Source organism: Brevibacillus sp. GCM10020057 (assembly GCF_042683565.1).
Lineage (GTDB): Bacteria > Bacillota > Bacilli > Brevibacillales > Brevibacillaceae > Brevibacillus.
This window is the reverse complement of the sequence record NZ_JBHUJW010000022.1, coordinates 23,078-39,055: the sequence shown is the minus strand read 5'-3', so window position 1 is coordinate 39,055 and position 15,978 is coordinate 23,078. Positions and strand designations below refer to the sequence as shown.

The 15,978-nt window shown below is 54.8% G+C and carries 16 protein-coding genes and 1 rRNA gene; all 17 read right to left on the bottom strand.

Annotated elements, in window-relative coordinates; genetic code table 11:
• Positions 1 to 201: ribosomal RNA gene (locus tag ACFSO0_RS06880) — 16S ribosomal RNA — on the bottom strand; the annotation flags it as partial.
• Positions 202 to 541: 340 nt separating this feature from the next.
• On the bottom strand, positions 542 to 2,056 hold the full coding sequence (gene lysS / locus ACFSO0_RS06875; protein ID WP_376878234.1) for a lysine--tRNA ligase: 1,515 nt from the start codon (positions 2,054 to 2,056) through the stop codon (positions 542 to 544).
• Positions 2,057 to 2,159: 103 nt separating this feature from the next.
• Positions 2,160 to 2,636 carry a transcription elongation factor GreA gene (greA, locus tag ACFSO0_RS06870; protein ID WP_310768023.1) on the bottom strand — a complete coding sequence of 159 codons (477 nt, stop codon included), beginning with the start codon at positions 2,634 to 2,636 and terminating at the stop codon, positions 2,160 to 2,162.
• Positions 2,637 to 2,854: 218 nt separating this feature from the next.
• Positions 2,855 to 3,883 carry a tRNA dihydrouridine synthase DusB gene (gene dusB, locus ACFSO0_RS06865; RefSeq protein WP_376878230.1) on the bottom strand — a complete coding sequence of 343 codons (1,029 nt, stop codon included), beginning with the start codon at positions 3,881 to 3,883 and terminating at the stop codon, positions 2,855 to 2,857.
• Between the two features lie 89 nt (positions 3,884 to 3,972).
• The gene (locus ACFSO0_RS06860; RefSeq protein ID WP_376878227.1) at positions 3,973 to 4,182 is read right to left on the bottom strand and encodes a helix-turn-helix domain-containing protein; all 210 of its coding nucleotides are present in this window, start codon (positions 4,180 to 4,182) and stop codon (positions 3,973 to 3,975) included.
• Complete coding sequence (gene folK / locus ACFSO0_RS06855) at positions 4,134 to 4,664, bottom strand: 2-amino-4-hydroxy-6-hydroxymethyldihydropteridine diphosphokinase (protein ID WP_376878224.1); 531 nt, start codon at positions 4,662 to 4,664, stop codon at positions 4,134 to 4,136. The genes ACFSO0_RS06860 and folK overlap by 49 nt, the downstream gene beginning before the upstream one ends.
• Positions 4,661 to 5,032 carry a dihydroneopterin aldolase gene (gene folB, locus ACFSO0_RS06850; protein WP_376878221.1) on the bottom strand — a complete coding sequence of 124 codons (372 nt, stop codon included), beginning with the start codon at positions 5,030 to 5,032 and terminating at the stop codon, positions 4,661 to 4,663. The genes folK and folB overlap by 4 nt, the downstream gene beginning before the upstream one ends.
• Positions 5,033 to 5,034: 2 nt before the next feature.
• On the bottom strand, positions 5,035 to 6,219 hold the full coding sequence (gene folP, locus ACFSO0_RS06845; protein WP_376878218.1) for a dihydropteroate synthase: 1,185 nt from the start codon (positions 6,217 to 6,219) through the stop codon (positions 5,035 to 5,037).
• A 53-nt stretch (positions 6,220 to 6,272) separates the two neighbouring features.
• Positions 6,273 to 7,118 (bottom strand): aminodeoxychorismate lyase, encoded by an 846-nt coding sequence (gene pabC / locus ACFSO0_RS06840; RefSeq protein WP_376878215.1) that lies wholly within the window; start codon positions 7,116 to 7,118, stop codon positions 6,273 to 6,275.
• 160 nt (positions 7,119 to 7,278) lie between these two features.
• Positions 7,279 to 7,863, bottom strand: coding sequence for an aminodeoxychorismate/anthranilate synthase component II (pabA, locus tag ACFSO0_RS06835; RefSeq protein WP_376878212.1), 585 nt, complete (start codon positions 7,861 to 7,863; stop codon positions 7,279 to 7,281).
• On the bottom strand, positions 7,860 to 9,323 hold the full coding sequence (locus ACFSO0_RS06830; RefSeq protein ID WP_376878209.1) for an anthranilate synthase component I family protein: 1,464 nt from the start codon (positions 9,321 to 9,323) through the stop codon (positions 7,860 to 7,862). The genes pabA and ACFSO0_RS06830 overlap by 4 nt, the downstream gene beginning before the upstream one ends.
• A 173-nt stretch (positions 9,324 to 9,496) precedes the next feature.
• Positions 9,497 to 10,429, bottom strand: a complete 933-nt coding sequence (gene cysK, locus ACFSO0_RS06825; protein WP_376878206.1) for a cysteine synthase A — start codon at positions 10,427 to 10,429, stop codon at positions 9,497 to 9,499.
• An 80-nt stretch (positions 10,430 to 10,509) separates the two neighbouring features.
• On the bottom strand, positions 10,510 to 11,412 hold the full coding sequence (locus ACFSO0_RS06820) for a peptidyl-prolyl cis-trans isomerase (RefSeq protein WP_376878203.1): 903 nt from the start codon (positions 11,410 to 11,412) through the stop codon (positions 10,510 to 10,512).
• A 32-nt stretch (positions 11,413 to 11,444) separates the two neighbouring features.
• Positions 11,445 to 12,317: an Hsp33 family molecular chaperone HslO gene (gene hslO, locus ACFSO0_RS06815; protein WP_376878200.1), complete on the bottom strand. Its 873-nt coding sequence runs from the start codon at positions 12,315 to 12,317 to the stop codon at positions 11,445 to 11,447.
• A 177-nt stretch (positions 12,318 to 12,494) separates the two neighbouring features.
• Positions 12,495 to 13,439: a sigma-70 family RNA polymerase sigma factor gene (locus ACFSO0_RS06810; protein ID WP_376878197.1), complete on the bottom strand. Its 945-nt coding sequence runs from the start codon at positions 13,437 to 13,439 to the stop codon at positions 12,495 to 12,497.
• Positions 13,440 to 13,833: 394 nt separating this feature from the next.
• On the bottom strand, positions 13,834 to 14,754 hold the full coding sequence (locus ACFSO0_RS06805; RefSeq protein WP_376878194.1) for a C40 family peptidase: 921 nt from the start codon (positions 14,752 to 14,754) through the stop codon (positions 13,834 to 13,836).
• Positions 14,755 to 14,756: 2 nt separating this feature from the next.
• A complete protein-coding gene (locus tag ACFSO0_RS06800; RefSeq protein ID WP_376878191.1) occupies positions 14,757 to 15,851 on the bottom strand; it encodes a dipeptide epimerase in 1,095 nt (364 codons plus the stop codon).
• Positions 15,852 to 15,978: the final 127 nt, after the last annotated feature.

Below are 15,978 nucleotides of genomic sequence, written 5' to 3'. Positions count from 1 at the left end.
CGCCTTTCCTTTCCGGATCATGCGACCCGAAAACCTATCCGGTATTAGCATAAGTTTCCCTATGTTATCCCGGTCTGAGAGGCAGGTTGCCTACGTGTTACTCACCCGTCCGCCGCTAGCCTCCGAAGAGACTCGCTCGACTTGCATGTATTAGGCACGCCGCCAGCGTTCGTCCTGAGCCAGGATCAAACTCTCCAATAAAGTTTGTTTCTGGTTCATCGCTTTTTCAAGCTGGCAAATCATTAAATGATAGACTCATCAACGCTTTCGCTGTTCAGTTTTCAAAGAGCATTTTTCGACAACCTCTACATTGTATCAGGTTGTCCATTTCGTGTCAACATGTTTTTATCATCATGTTTAACAGCGACTTAATCAATATATCACAAACCACCCTGCAAAGCAAGTATGAATTTCTCATCCGCTCGTGAGCGATTGTGTATCATGAAGAACAGTAAGTAATATATCATCAAACCTTTTATAATGCAACTAAAAAATCCACCCGATTATCACCAGGTGGATTTTTTCGTTCATTCTTGGCAAATCAATCGCGGGAACGCATGTGTGGGAACAGCAGCACGTCGCGGATCGACGGGGAGTTGGTCAGCAGCATCACCAGACGGTCAATCCCGATACCGAGACCTCCTGTCGGCGGCATGCCGTATTCCAGCGCCTCGATGAAGTCTTCATCCATCTCATGCGCTTCGTCGTTTCCTGCTGCTTTTTCCAGCAGTTGCGCTTCAAAGCGCTCGCGCTGATCGATCGGGTCGTTCAACTCGGTAAAAGCGTTGGCATGCTCACGCGCCACGATGAACAGCTCGAAGCGGTCCGTAAAGCGCGGATCTTGCTCGTTTTTCTTCGCCAATGGCGAAATGGCAACCGGGTGACCGTACACAAAAGTAGGCTGAATCAAGGTATGCTCCAGCTTTTGCTCAAAGAACTCGTTGACCACATGACCAAAAGTATGATGCGGCTCAACCTGCACGCCGTGCTCCTTCGCCAGCGCGCGCGCCTCGTCGTCGCTCATCTCTTTCCAGAAATCGACGCCAAGGTTTTCCTTGATCAGGTCAACCATGTGCACGCGGCGCCATTGCGGAGTCAGATCAATCTCATTGCCCTGGTACTGGATTTTCGTCGTTCCCAGAACTTCCTGGGCGATGTGCGCGATCAACTCTTCCGTCAGCTTCATGATGTCCTGGAAGTCAGCGTACGCTTCATACAGTTCGATCATCGTAAATTCCGGATTGTGACGGGTGGAAATACCTTCGTTGCGGTAGACGCGGCCGATCTCGTACACTTTCTCCAAACCGCCGACGATCAGTCGTTTCAGGTGCAGCTCAATCGCAATGCGCATGTACAACTGCATGTCCAACGCATTGTGATGAGTAATAAACGGACGGGCAGACGCACCTCCGGCAATTGCGTGAAGGGTAGGCGTCTCCACCTCGAGGTAGCCAAGGTTGTCCAAATAACGGCGCATGGACGTCAAAATCCGGCTGCGAGTAATAAACGTGTCGCGCACTTCCGGATTCACGATTAAATCCACGTAACGTTTGCGATAGCGCGTCTCGATATCCTTCAGCCCGTGGTATTTTTCCGGCAGGGGACGCAGCGATTTGGTCAGATATGTCAGTTCTTTTGCTTTGACGCTAAGCTCGCCGGTCTTCGTTTTGAACACGACGCCTTTCACGCCGATCAGGTCGCCGATATCGCTCAAATCAAACACTTTGTGCAGCTGTTCGCCTACGGTATCCTGGCGGACGTAAATCTGAATCTGGCCGGAGCGGTCCAGCAGTTGGGCAAAGCTCGCTTTCCCCATCGCGCGCTTCGCTATCAGGCGTCCCGCGATGCTCACAACGTTTTCTTCTGCTTCCAGCTCTTCCTTCGACTTGTCCGCAAACGCTTTAATGATTTCATCGGCATGATGGGTCTGCTCGAATTTTTTACCGAACGGATCGAAACCCCATTCGCGCAGCTGATCCATCTTGTCGTGGCGCACCTTCAGCAGCTCGTGCAGTTGCTCTTCCTGTTCTTGTTGCAAGTCTTGCTCGTTAGACATTTCACTCACTCCTCTAAAAAATGCCTGCATTGACAAATTTGCGCAGGTCGAATAAATAGTGATACGGCGTACCTATGGAAAGGTACGCCCGTTTGTTTGCCGCTTACAGGTTGATATCGAGAATTTCGTATTGGATAACTCCGGCAGGTACGTTGACATCTACGATAGCCCCTTTTGCTTTACCCAACAGCGCCTGGCCTACCGGAGATTCGTTGGAAATCTTGTTGTTCATCGGATCGGACTCCGCGGAACCTACGATCGTGTAATCGACGATGTCGCCGAATTCCAGGTCTTTCAGTCTCACTCTGGAGCCGACGCTGACGACACCAGTATCGACATCTTCGTTTGTGATGATGCGGGCATTGCGCAGCATTTTTTCCAGGGTCAGGATGCGTCCCTCGATGAACGCCTGCTCATTTTTCGCCTCTTCATACTCGGAGTTCTCGCTAATATCACCATAGCTGATCGCTTCTTTAATGCGGGCAGCCACTTCCTTGCGTTTAACCGTTTTCAAATCTTCAAGCTCTTGTTCCAGTTTTGCCAAACCTTCTGGTGTAAGGATGACTTCTTTTTCCGACATGATTCTATTCCCCCGTTTAAAAAATAATTCCACTCTCACTGGGTAAAGTACAAAGGATTATATGTAGTTGTTCTATACAATATACAGCAGATCATGGCCACATGTGAGCTTTCATAGGTAAAGCTGCCAGCGTGAACTGGCAGCTTGGCTCCCAATATTACGGAGTATTATAGGATATGAAGGAACCCTTGTCAATGTTTGGAATACCTATGTGCAAGTCAGTAGCTGACCGCTTCGTTTTGCGCTGCTTCCAATGGTTCCTCGCCGTTTCCTGCGTAGTTTTCTACCCAATCGACGTAGTCCAGCAAAACGCGGCGCAACTCTGCTTCGGTCTCTACTCCATTGATCAAGTTCTTGGTATGGGTAGAGCCTTTCAGCCCTTTCAAATACCAGGCGGCATGTTTCCGCATTTCCAGAACACCTACACGCGGGCCCTTCAACGCGATCAGACGCTCCGCATGCAAGAGGCAAATCTCAATCTTCTCACGCACTGTCGGCTCGGATACCAGCTCGCCCATGGTCAGGTACTGAACGGTCCGGTACAGCATCCATGGATTCCCCAGTGCAGCGCGGCCGATCATCACGCCGTCGCAGCCCGTCGTATCCAGCATGCGGCGCGCATCTTCCGGCGTCGCCACGTCGCCATTGCCAATAACCGGAATCGAGACCGCTTCCTTTACGCGACCGATCCAGCTCCAGTCAGCATGGCCTTTGTACATCTGGACACGCGTACGTCCGTGGACGGCAATCGCTTTGCCGCCTGCGCGCTCGACTGCCTTGGCATTGTCGATTGCGTACAAATGCTCCTCGTCCCAGCCCAGGCGCATTTTGACCGTCACCGGCTTCTCTACCGCATCGACGACAGCCGACACGACCTCGTAGATTTTGTTCGGATCGAGAAGCAGGCGGGCACCCGCGTCACAGCTCGTGATCTTCGGCACCGGGCAGCCCATGTTGATGTCAATAATGTCCGCGTTGGTGTGCTGATCTACATACTTCGCCGCTTCCACGAGCGTTTCCTTGTCACCGCCAAAAATTTGCAGGCTTAGAGGCTTTTCGCGCTCGTCGACATAGAGCATTTCGATTGTTTTCTTGTTGCCGTGCACGATTCCTTTGTCGCTGACCATCTCGGCGCAGACGAGCCCCGTGCCGAACTCTTTGGCAATCAGGCGAAAAGCAGGGTTGCAGACCCCGGCCATCGGTGCCAGCACCACGTTGTTTTTCAGTTCAATGTCTCCGATTTTCAATCTATTTCGACCTCCTGTCTCCCGCAGCACCAACGACCGTTCTGCTGCCTGCGGGGTGCTTGGAGAGGACTGACCTATCCAACAAGTCATTATTTATTTATAGCACATAATTCATCGTAGTCGACCTGTAAAGTGCTGGCGATCTTGCGCAGCACCGGCTCAGTCGGCACCCTCGTCCCCCGCTCCAGCGAACCGATGAACGAGAGTGACACTCCCAATTTTTCCGATAGAGACTGCTGTGTATACCCTTTCAGCTTCCGGAAGGACCGGATGCGATTTCCCAATTGATTGTTCCCCACTTACGTACCCCCTTGAGATCCTCAGCCATTGGCATTAAAAAATGATCAATGGTCTGGTTGTACACAGGCAAAGCTCTGCCCTCCCATACGTCGCGAAGCGGGATCAGGACAAAAGCCCGCTCTGTCATCGCTGGATGCGGAATCATGAGTTGCTCGGTCTGGATGGTATCGTCACTGTACAACAACAAATCAATATCGATCGTTCGCGGCCCCCAACGAATGGTGCGCACCCGCCCCAGCTCTTTTTCCACCGACAGCGCCGCCTCCAGCAGCTGGTCCGGGGAAAGCTCTGTCTCGACAGCCACGACCATGTTGAGAAACGCTGCCTGATCGACGTAGCCAACCGGGTCTGTCTCGTAAACATGCGATATCCGCACCACGCGGATACCCGGCCGTCCGTGCAGCCGCCTGATTGCCTCCCGCAATGTCTGCTCGCGATCGCCCATATTAGAACCGAGCGCAAGGTATGCCATGACTGTCATGATCCAAAATCCTCTCTTCGGCGGATCATCTCGATCGCTACGGAATCGTAATGCCCGTTGATCGGCGGATTCGGTTTGGTCACCTTCACCTGAACCTGCGCGAGCGGAAACTGGCTGAGGAGCCGTTCCGCAATCACAGCGGTCAGCCTTTCCACGAGGTTGTACCGCTCGCCCTCCACGATCTTTTGGACACAGGTGAAAATGTCCGCGTAATTGACCGTGTCGGCGAGATCGTCACTCGCGCCTGCCCGCGACAAATCCATGGACAGGACGAGATCGACGTAAAAGCGCTGGCCCAGCTCGGCCTCTGCTCCAAACACGCCGTGGTAGCCGTAAAATGACATGCCTTTGAAGTAGATTTTATCCATCTTCAGACGCCTCCTCCAAGCATCGCGTCCATCATCCTGGCTACGCGCTTCATTTCCTTGACATCGTGCACCCGCACTATATGACAGCCTTTGGCCGCACCGAGAGCGACAGTTGCAGCTGTACCTTCCACCCGCTCATCCACCGGAAGATCCAGTACGTAGCCAATCATTCTTTTGCGCGAGGCCGCCAGCAGCACAGGATACCCCAGTGCGACCAGGTCGTCGAGTCTGCGCATCGCTTCAAGATTTTGCTCCAACGACTTCGCGAAACCGATGCCCGGGTCGAGGACAATCTGATCCTGCGCTACACCGGCCGCTCGTGCAATCGCGACGGATTCCCGCAAATCCCGCACGTAATCGGCGAAGAAGTCGCGGTAATCCGTATCCGGGCGATTGTGCATCAAAATGATCGGGACGCGATGGCGGGCAGCGACTTTTGCCATCTGCGGGTCCCGTCTCGCTCCCCAAACGTCGTTGATGATGTGCGCCCCGGCAGCAATCGCCCGGTCGGCTACCCCTGGCTTGTACGTATCAATCGACAACGGCACAGACAGCTCTTTCGACAATCTGCGGATGACCGGCAGCACCCGGTCCAGTTCCTCCGTCTCATCGACAGGGGTCGCTCCCGGCCGAGTCGATTCGCCGCCGATGTCGATGATGTCTGCTCCCGCCTCCACCATGGCACGAGCTTGGGCCAATGCCTGGTCGAGATCAACGAAACGACCGCCGTCCGAAAAGGAGTCCGGGGTCACATTGAGAATGCCCATCACCAGCGTGCGCTCCCCCAAGGGCAGAACATGGGAGCGGCAAACCAGCTCTCGTTGAGCGCGCAGCCGCTCCGGCGCGTCGAGCACTTCCCGCAGCTCTGCGGAAAGAGAATGCAAGTCCGTGTCTTGCAGCCGCGCCAGCAGCGCTTCGGCCTGCGTGTGTGTCGACAGCAGAAGCAGCGCCGTAAACGAGGAAGCTGTCCCCGGCTGTTTGGAGATGACCGCCTCGCCGCCGAGCGACAGCATGTCTTGTCGCAGCTGCTGCGCCTCCCTCTCCGTTACACCCTCCACATGAATCCGCAAATTTCCGCAGGCCTTCGCCAAACGGTCGATTTCAGCAGGCAAAACGCCGCGCCTGGACAGTTCTGCAGCCAGCTCCTTGCGCGTCGCTGCATGGATCAGAAATGGATTGTACTTCATGAGCGTTGCTCCCTTTTTCCGTCATCACATGTTGAATAGTAGCATACCATAATTTACTTCCCTGCCGCTATAGAACTGCGGTACGCGCGGTGCAGTTCCTGCGTATGCATGCCGTAGGTCGAGCGAACTGCATGTCCGTCGATGTCCAGCACCGGAACAATCTCCTGCACCGAATTCGTCACGAATACCTCATCGGCTTCCTGCAACGCCTTGGGTCGAAACCTGCCTTCTGCTGTCGACAGGCCGAGTTGCCTGGCCAGCGTGAGGACGTGCTGTCGCGTCACGCCGTCCAAAATGCCGGTGTCCAGGGAAGGCGTGTACAGACAGTCGCCCTGCAGCCAGAACAGGTTGCTGACGATTCCTTCTGCCAGGTAGCCGTCATGCGTCAAAAACAAGCCTTCGACATCCGGACTCGCCCCTGTCTCCTGCTTGGCCAGGGCGTTGTTGAGATAATTGTGCGACTTGAAGCGCCGGAATCCCTCGGCTGTCTGGCGGGGCAGCTTCAAGGTCTGCAGCCGCTTTGGCCGGGGCGGGTCTGCCAGCGGCGCCACTGGCTTGGCAAACACAAAAAGCGAAGGCCGGTCGTAGCCGTCCGATACAAGTCCCACGCCTTCCGGTCCGGCCGTTACACTCAGGCGCACGTACGCATCCTGCAGTTCATTGGCATCCACCGTCTGCAGGACTGCATCTGCCAGCTCCTCGCTCGTCCAGGCAGGCGTGATGCGAAGCGCCAAAAGTCCCGAGCAGAGCCGGGCGTAATGAGCATCCCACAGAAACAGCCGACGGTCGTAAACGCGCATCGTCTCAAACAAGCCAATTCCGTACAAAAAGCCGTGGTCCAGCACGGAGACCGCTGCTTCCTCTGCCGGACAGATCGTTCCATTTACATACACTTGCATACTCGCTCTCTCCCGATAACATAGTCGAGTGCATCATATCATACTTAGACGGACAGCGCAGTTCCCCTCCCGCGCTTGCGGCAAGGATGGCAAAGAGGAGGGGCGACAAGAAAATGCCGCCCGAAAAGAAGGCGGCATTCTGCTTCCAATGTCTCTATCGTCAACCTGTGGTATGGCGCGCATAAGCGGTCAGGAAGTTTTTCAAAAGCTGCTTCCCGTGCTCGGTAATGATCGACTCCGGATGGAACTGCACCCCTTCGATGGGATACTCCCGGTGACGTATCGCCATGATCTCCCCCTCTGCCGTCCGCGCAGTCACTTCCAGCTCGCTCGGCATGGTGGCCTCCTCCACGATCAGGGAGTGGTAACGCGCAGCGGTAAACGGGGACGGAATGTCCTGGAAAATGGTTTTTCCGTCATGAAAGACCTCGGACGTTTTGCCGTGCATCAGACGCTCGGCCCTGATGACTTTGCCGCCAAACACTTGCCCGATGGACTGATGCCCCAGGCAGACGCCCAGAATCGGAATCTTTCCGGCGAAATGGCGAATGGCGTCCATGCTGATCCCCGCTTCATTCGGCGTGCACGGCCCCGGCGAGATCATCAGGTAGTCCGGAGACAGGCGCTCGATTTCCTCCAGCGTGATCTTGTCATTGCGGTACACCTGCAGCTCTTCTCCCAGCTCTCCCACATACTGCACCAAATTGTAGGTAAAAGAATCGTAATTATCAATCATCAAAATCATCGCACACTCTTCTCCTCTCGACTCATCATTCTCTGCTCAGTAAGCTCTAACGCTTTCCACAACGCTTCCGCCTTTTTCAGCGACTCTGCATACTCTGACTCCGGCACGGAATCGATCACGATCCCTGCTCCCGCCTGAACGTGAGCCATGCCGTCCTTGACCACCATCGTCCGGATGGCGATATTGACCTCGACTTCGCCATTGAAGCCGAACCACCCGATCGAACCCGTGTATACGCCGCGTTTGACTGGCTCCAGCTCCTCGATGATCTCCATCGTCCGCACCTTGGGCGCACCTGTGATCGTCCCGCCCGGAAAAGCAGCGGCTACGGCATCGAAAGCGTCCTTGTCAGAAGCCAGCTCCCCTTTGACATGGGAGACGATGTGCATGACGTGGGAATACTTTTCCACCACCATAAACTCGCTCACTTCCACAGAACCATAGCGGCAGACACGACCCAGATCATTGCGCTCCAGATCGACCAGCATGACGTGCTCGGCGCGTTCCTTTTCGTTGTCGATCAGCTCGCGCGCCAACGCTTCATCCTGTTCATCCGTCTGTCCCCGTGGCCTCGTCCCGGCAATGGGACGCGTGTGCACCTCGCCGCCCTTCACCTTGACGAGCAGCTCCGGCGAAGCGCTGACCAACTGGAATTCGGGAAAGCTGATGTACCCCATGTATGGCGACGGATTCAGCTTGCGCAGGACATCGTATACTTCGGGGGCTGTCACGCTCATCGGCTTGCTCTGCCGAACGGACAGATTGACCTGGAACACGTCTCCCTGGGCGATGTACGCCTGTACCCGGCGAACGGCATCCTCGAACTGATCTTTGCCAAAGGAGACACTGGCCGGCGTCTGCTGTGTCAGCGGCCTTTTCCGCAAGGCATCCCAGTCGCTGTCATCGGCAGCCATCACGAGGCCCTCCAACGCGTGTGCCCGCTGCTCGAGCACCTCTACTGCCTGTCGATAGGTGTCTTCGTTCAACCGGTCTGAAGCCACATGGGTCAAAAATATCATCTCGCGTGTCACATGATCAAAGGCAAGAAGGTCTTGCATTATCATAACATACAGGTCGGGCAACTGTAAGTCGTCTGCGGCGAGCTGCGGCAGGCTCGGCTCAAAAATGCGGTTCATGTCGTAGCTCATGTAGCCGACAGCCCCGCCAGAAAAGTCTGGAAACTGGTCAATGACCGGAGTCCGATATGCCCGAAGCACATTGCGCAAAGCATCCAAAGGGTTGCCGCTCATGCTGTCTACGCGCCCGTCCCGGTAAGCAACGACGGTTTCTCCCCGCTTGCTGTGCAAGGCAGCGACAGGCTGATAAGCGAGGAAGGTATAGCGGCCTGCCCGTCCGCTCTCCAGCAGCACTGCCTCCTGCAGGGAAGGGTGAAGCGCCTTCAGCACTTGCCACGGATCGAGGCGGGCGGGCCACTCCTTGCGAATGGCAATCGGGATCAAAGGATAAGATCTTGCATAGCTCTGACAGTCAGTAAACGTTGGGAACGACAATCTGCTCACGCTCCGGTTTGTTAGGGTAGATTATCCGTCCATTATATAGTTGACTGATACAAAATGAAAAGACCACGCGGCCAAATCCGGCTCTGCGTGGTCCCGGTAATATTTGCTACAACTTAGTCTTCAAATTGATACAGCGGAGTGGAAAGGTAGCGTTCGCCATTGGAAGGAATGATCGCGACCACTTTCTTGCCTTTGCCCAGCTCGGCTGCCACCTTCAATGCAGCGAAGATCGCCGCTCCGGAGGAAATGCCCCCAAGGATTCCTTCCTGACGAGCTACGCGGCGTGCCGTCTCGAACGCATCCTCGTTCTCTACCTTGATAATCTCGTCATAGATTTGGGTATCGAGAATTTCCGGAACGAAGCCCGCGCCGATCCCTTGAATTTTATGCGGGCCTGGCTTGCCGCCGGAGAGGACGGGAGAGGCCGCAGGCTCGACGGCTACAATTTTCACGTTCGGATAGTGCTCACGCAGCACCTGGCCGACACCTGTGATCGTTCCGCCCGTTCCCACGCCAGAAACGAACGCGTCTACGCCGCCGATTTCTTTTGCTTGCTCGAGCAGCTCACGGGCAGTCGTTTCGCGGTGAACAGCCGGGTTTGCCTTGTTTTTGAATTGCTGCGGGATGAAGTACGAAGGATTTTCTTTCGCCAGCTCTTCCGCTTTGCGAATCGCTCCGCCCATGCCTTCGCTGCCAGGAGTCAGCACCAGCTCTGCTCCATAAGCGCGCAGCAGATTGCGCCGCTCGATACTCATCGTCTCCGGCATGACCAGAATGGCCCGATAGCCTTTGGCAGCTGCGACCATTGCCAGGCCGATCCCGGTGTTGCCGCTCGTCGGCTCAATGATGGTGTCTCCCGGTTTCAGGCTGCCGTCCGCTTCCGCCGCTTCGATCATGGACAGCGCGATCCGGTCTTTGACGCTGCTTCCCGGGTTGAAAAATTCCAACTTCAAGTAAATATCTGCAGAATCCTCACCAACTACACGATTGAGTTTTACCAAAGGAGTATACCCAATCAGATCCGTAACCGAATTCGCCACACGCATTTGTTCTGCCCCCTTGTTTTGATAGCCGAGTAAAATGCTAGGTTTTGTTGGTTTGATTATATCAACCTCAGCCCATTTGGTCAATGCTGCATTTGCTCAGAAATCTTGACGCCGACGGATTGACGCAGCCGTTCCATCACCTTGTCGAGGGATTCAATCTGCGCAAACGCCAGTTCCTCGCGTATGTCTTCCTTGACTTGATCGAATGTCTGCTGCTGGGCTTCCCTGCGCTCGACTACCTGATAGATCACATAGCTGTCCCCCAGCTTGACGGGGTCGGTGATTTTTTTCATGCCCAAATTCGCCACGAGGTCACGGGCATCATCAGGCAGCCTCGTATCGTTTGGCGAGACCCACCCCATATCTCCCCCGTTGCTTGCCGTCAACGAATCGATCGACCGCTGCCTGGCCAGCTCCTGGAAGTCGGCGCCTTGCTCCAGTTCGGTGTGAATCTGCCTGGCCTCCTCCAAAGATGCGACGACGATCTGCAACACATGCAGCTGCATCGGTTTGGCGTAACGATCCGGATGGTTGTTGTAGTAGGCGAACAATTGGTCTTCCGGAATGACGACGTCCTTGACAGCCAGAGCGCGGAGCAGCAGCTGGTACGTAATCTCCTGCCGGAGGGCTTCTTCCGTCGTCCCCGCCTGCTTGCTCAAGGCCAGCTGAAAATCGCTCTTGCTCTCACTGCCGTAGCTCTCGCGAATAGCGGCAATCTCCTGATCCAGCTGCTTCTGGTCGACGGTGATGCCCTGTTTCCGAGCGGCCTGAAACACGACTTCCCGGTCGATCATGTCCTGCAGCACCTGCGCTCCAAACTTTTGCTTCAGTGCGCCTACATATTCAGCCTCGCTGATCATTTTGTCTCCGACGACCGCTGCCGGCTGCAGCTTGGCCGAGGACTGGTACCACGCCCACGTCACGGCCATTAGCAGCACAACCAGCGCTCCGCTGAATGCCCACAACCCCTTTGTTTTGGTCATGCCATCCTCTCCCCCGGAACGATCACCGCGCCTTACATGTTTTTCAAGAGCTCCTCCAGCGCGGACTTGTCAAAATGGTACCGTTCGTTGCAGAAATGACAGTGCACTTCCGCCTCACCCTGCTCTGCGATCATGCTCTCCATTTCCTCGCGCCCCAGGCTGATCAGCGCCTGGTTCACCTTCTCGGACGAGCACTTGCAGGTAAAGCTGATTTCCGTACGACTCAAATACTTCGGCTCATCCAGAACCTTCGCCAGGATTTCCTCCGGCGTCAGGCCCTCCCCGATCATGCGCGACACTTGCGGAAGTCCGCTCAGGCGCTCCTCGATTTTGGCAACAACCTCGTCCGGCGTGTTCGGCATCAACTGGAGAATAAACCCGCCTGCCGCCAGCACCGAACGATCGGCGGGATTGACGAGAACGCCTACCCCTACGGCAGACGGTGTCTGCTCCGAGGTCACGAAGTAGTAGGTAAAGTCTTCCCCGATCTCACCCGAGACGATCGGCGAGCTGCCCTGATAAGGCTCTTTCAACCCAAGGTCCTTGGTCACGTAGACGAAACCTTCCGTGCCCACTGCACGCCGTACATCCAGCTTGCCCTTTTCATTCAACTCAAAATGAACATGCGGGTTGGTTACGTAGGCGACGCCTTCTCCATGCGCGTTGGCCTCTGCCATAATTTGGCCGATCGGGCCTCCCCCTTTTACTTTGACATAAAGGCTCTCGTCTCCTTTTAACATCGCGCCCATCATCAGCGTGACGGTCAATGTGCGCCCTGCCGCCGCTGTCGCCGTGTTCCACATGTCGTGGCGTCTGCGCATTTCTTCTACAGCCGTGGTCGTCCGCGCCGCAAAAGCCCGCACGTGTCCATTAAATCCGGTTGCTCTTATCAAATAATCGCTCATCAGGCGATCCTCCTTTTCACCGTAAACAAAAGTCAAAAGTCTGCAAGACCTATCTATACAGTTTACCACAAGTACTATAGACTACGCCTGCCTCCAGGTGTTCGCTCACACTTTTGGGGCGCACGAAAAACCCCCTCCTGCGCGAAGGGGGTGCCAGTCATCTATCACTCATTATTATCAGGTCAAATAGTCTTTCAGGACACGGGAGGCCTTTTGTGTGCGCAGCCGGTCGATGGTCGTTGCTTCGATCTGGCGAATGCGCTCGCGAGTCAGGCCGAACATCTTGCCAACCTCCTCTAAGGTATACACCTGATCGTCGTAGAGGCCGTACCGCATGGAAATGATCTCCTGCGCGCGAGGACTAAGCCTCTCCAATGCAGCGCGCATCTGGGATCGCAGATCAACTTTTTCGATCCATTCATCGAGGGACGACACGCCATCATCCATGACTTCCGCGTAGCACAGCATCTCGTCTTCCTGTCCGGCCAGCCATTTTTCATTGTGCAGCTCGTCGTCCAGGGACTCCACCTTCATCGTCAAAGCCAGCTCGATCGCATCCACTTTTTCCAGCGGAATGTCCAGCAAACCTGCAATCTCTTGCCGATCTGGCGTACGGTTCAGCGCTTGCACGAGTTGCAGCACCTGCTTTTGGTATTGGCGAATCTGTTCATGCATGTGTACGGGGATGCGAATTAACGCGGCTTTGTCATTGATCGCCCGCGTGATGGCCTGCGAGATCCACCAGTGTGAATAGTGATAGAGACGAACGCCTCGCCTCACATCAAACTTGTCAATGGCGGTAAACAGCCCGATGGTCCCTTCCTGGATCAAATCCAGAAACGGCATGCCGCGCCGCAAATGACGCAAAGCCGTATTTACCACGTAGCGTAAATACGCCCGCACCAGAGTTTCCCGGGCCTCGAGATCGCCGTTTTGTTGATAGCGAACCAAGCACTCCAGCTCTTCTTCTTTGTCCAACATGGGTGTTGCAGCGACGCTTTCCAAAAACAACAGGGCAGACGTGTCAGATCGCAGCGACCGGGGCACGGTAATTCCCAGCTGTGTTTCGACTTCCCGCCAACGACGGGGGTTCGATTGGAATGAGGATCTACTCAGAGTCATATGCAACCCTCACTTCTCAGGAATGGAAATTCGATGAAGGCAGGCCTAGTTGTTACCACGATGTTTATTGTATCGGTATTTCGACAAAAGTCGTTTAATTCCTCCCTATTTACAGAATATTAACATTAGTGAACAAGAAAAGCTGCTAACATCGTTTCCGCGAAAAGGGGATGACTCCGGGGCTTGTACGCAAAACAGCCACCCCCGGAACGAAAGGGTGGCTGTTTGCAAAAGATGTCGAATTTCAGGAGACGTCTCACCTTCATAAATATGAAAGGAGACATTATCGGCTGCTTTGAGCGTCTGCCCTTTGCCAGCGTGAAGGTTTTCGTCAGGTTTTTTACCTGGACCAGCTTCTTTCTTTGCATCTGGCCGCTCCTCTCCTGTCGCTTGGTTACCAATATCTTCTGGAGATGCAATGCTCCTTGATCAATTTGTAGCTGTCGTCGAGCTTGACGATTTCTATCGCGCCCCGCGAATCGGGAGAGTGGATCATGTGCTGGTTGCCGATGTAAATGCCTACGTGATGCACTCTGCCTGTTCCTTCTTCAAAAGCAAAGAACAGCAAGTCGCCCGGAAGCAGGTCTGCTTTTTCCACCATTTCGCCCGCACGCGCCTGATCGGAAGCATCGCGGGGAATCTCGATTCCTACGGAGCGGTGCATGTTGTAGGCAAAGCCGGAGCAGTCGTAGCCATACGAGGACATGCCGCCCCACAGGTAAGGCAGGCCGAGGAAACGCTTTCCATTCTGCACGATCGCTTCGCCGCGGTTGACCACTGTCTCGAGCGGCTCCTGTGCGCGAACAAGTTGTACGTCTTCCGTGCGCAAAAACCGTTCGCCTGCCGGAGTCGCCACGATCACCCCGTCTTCGGTTTCGGACAGGAGCGGCAGTCGGGTCAAATACGCCAGCTCCAACTCCGCTTTTTTGTCAGTGGTATACAGCTGCGCCGTATCAGACGTGACCTGTGCCAGCTTTTGCCCGGCCTGCACGTCAAAGACTTCGGACCACGGTGCCAGCTGTTTCGACGGAATCCAGCCCGGATAGCCGAGCTCATTTTTCCGGCATGCCTGATCGGGAATGAGGACCTTGGACCAGCCGCCCTGCTCTTCCTCCACCAGTACGCGCGTGCCGTACAGCGCTTGCGTCTGGATCATGTTGTTGTCATAAAACCCGAGCTTATCGTCAATGGAAAGGGACGACAGCCAGCCCCGAGGATCTGCCGGTACCGCCAAGGCAGCCCGATCGAGGTCGCGCGGAGACTCCGGATTCGTCCATACGGTCGCTACAGAGACGGCTACAATCGCGGATTTCATGATTATTCTCTCCCTTCCCACCAATGGATGGCGCGAATACCCAAGCCTGGCGCATCCGGCATAGTCATGCGGCGTCCCTCGTACGTCACGCCGCCGTCAATTCCGTCGCGCAAGAGCATCAGAGGCGCATCGAAGTCAAAACGGGTAATGTTTTTCTTGCTGGCAGCAAAATGAGCGGCTGCCGATACAGCAAGGCGAGATTCGATCATGCTGCCAACCATGCATGGAATACCGTGTTCTTCTGCCAGTTGGTTGATCAACTGCGCTTTGAAAATGCCCCCTGCCTTCATCAGCTTGATATTGATCAGATCCGCAGCGCGGTCCCGCAATACCCGCAAGGCTTGTGCAGGCGAGAACACGCTCTCGTCAGCCATAATCAGCGTATCTACGGAGTCGGTCACTACTTTTAACCCTTCCAGATCGTGAGCTTTTACAGGCTGCTCGATCAGCTCGATGCCAAGGCCCATATCTTCCATTTTCCGAATCGAACGGACAGCTTCCTTGACATTCCATCCCTGGTTGGCATCAAGACGAATCTTCACCTGGTCGCCGACAGCTTTGCGAATTTCCTGGATGCGCAAAATGTCATCCTCGATGTTGTCCTTGCCCACCTTGATTTTCAGGACGTTAAAACCGTTCTTCAAATAGGCTGCCGCGTCTTCTCCCATTTCCTTGGGCGAATTCACGCTTACGGTGTAGTCGGTCTCCAGCTCGTTGCGGTAGCCGCCAAGGAACTGGTACAAAGGCATGCCGGCGCGTTGGGAAATCAGGTCGTACAGCGCGATGTCGACTGCAGCCTTGGCGCTGCTGTTGCCGACCATCGATTGATGAAGCGTATGGAAGACATTCTCGTAAGCGATGAGGTTCAAGCCGATCAATTGCGGCTTCATCGTATTCAAGATGGCGGATTCGATGCTCTCGATGCTGTCGCCCGTAATCACGACGGTCGCCGACGCTTCGCCCCAGCCCACCATGCCGTTGTCGCAAGTGATTTTCACCAGAATGGATTCCAGGCTTTCCACTGTGCGCAACGCTGTTTTGAACGGTTTTTTCAGCGGAACAGAAATTCGTTTTACTTCGATGGCTTGAATAATCATGTTTTCCTCCATCTTCGCTTATGCGTTTTCTCGTTGTCTTCGCGCAATTGTTTGATTAAATCATAAAATATTATAGCACTATTGAAACAATCGGCAAAAAAGGGGGAGAGTCATTCCATATGCCCTG

What these genes read in the sequence shown, in the direction of transcription:
- cysK (WP_376878206.1), bottom strand. Translation starts at nt 10,429, where the DNA reads ATGCGTGTGGCGAATTCGGTTACGGATCTGATTGGGTATACTCCTTTG.
- ACFSO0_RS06805 (WP_376878194.1), bottom strand. Translation starts at nt 14,754, where the DNA reads ATGAAATCCGCGATTGTAGCCGTCTCTGTAGCGACCGTATGGACGAAT.
- ACFSO0_RS06820 (WP_376878203.1), bottom strand. Translation starts at nt 11,412, where the DNA reads ATGACCAAAACAAAGGGGTTGTGGGCATTCAGCGGAGCGCTGGTTGTG.
- ACFSO0_RS06800 (WP_376878191.1), bottom strand. Translation starts at nt 15,851, where the DNA reads ATGATTATTCAAGCCATCGAAGTAAAACGAATTTCTGTTCCGCTGAAA.
- folP (WP_376878218.1), bottom strand. Translation starts at nt 6,219, where the DNA reads ATGAAGTACAATCCATTTCTGATCCATGCAGCGACGCGCAAGGAGCTG.
- ACFSO0_RS06810 (WP_376878197.1), bottom strand. Translation starts at nt 13,439, where the DNA reads ATGACTCTGAGTAGATCCTCATTCCAATCGAACCCCCGTCGTTGGCGG.
- lysS (WP_376878234.1), bottom strand. Translation starts at nt 2,056, where the DNA reads ATGTCTAACGAGCAAGACTTGCAACAAGAACAGGAAGAGCAACTGCAC.
- folK (WP_376878224.1), bottom strand. Translation starts at nt 4,664, where the DNA reads ATGACAGTCATGGCATACCTTGCGCTCGGTTCTAATATGGGCGATCGC.
- hslO (WP_376878200.1), bottom strand. Translation starts at nt 12,317, where the DNA reads ATGAGCGATTATTTGATAAGAGCAACCGGATTTAATGGACACGTGCGG.
- pabA (WP_376878212.1), bottom strand. Translation starts at nt 7,863, where the DNA reads ATGATTTTGATGATTGATAATTACGATTCTTTTACCTACAATTTGGTG.
- folB (WP_376878221.1), bottom strand. Translation starts at nt 5,032, where the DNA reads ATGGATAAAATCTACTTCAAAGGCATGTCATTTTACGGCTACCACGGC.
- pabC (WP_376878215.1), bottom strand. Translation starts at nt 7,118, where the DNA reads ATGCAAGTGTATGTAAATGGAACGATCTGTCCGGCAGAGGAAGCAGCG.
- greA (WP_310768023.1), bottom strand. Translation starts at nt 2,636, where the DNA reads ATGTCGGAAAAAGAAGTCATCCTTACACCAGAAGGTTTGGCAAAACTG.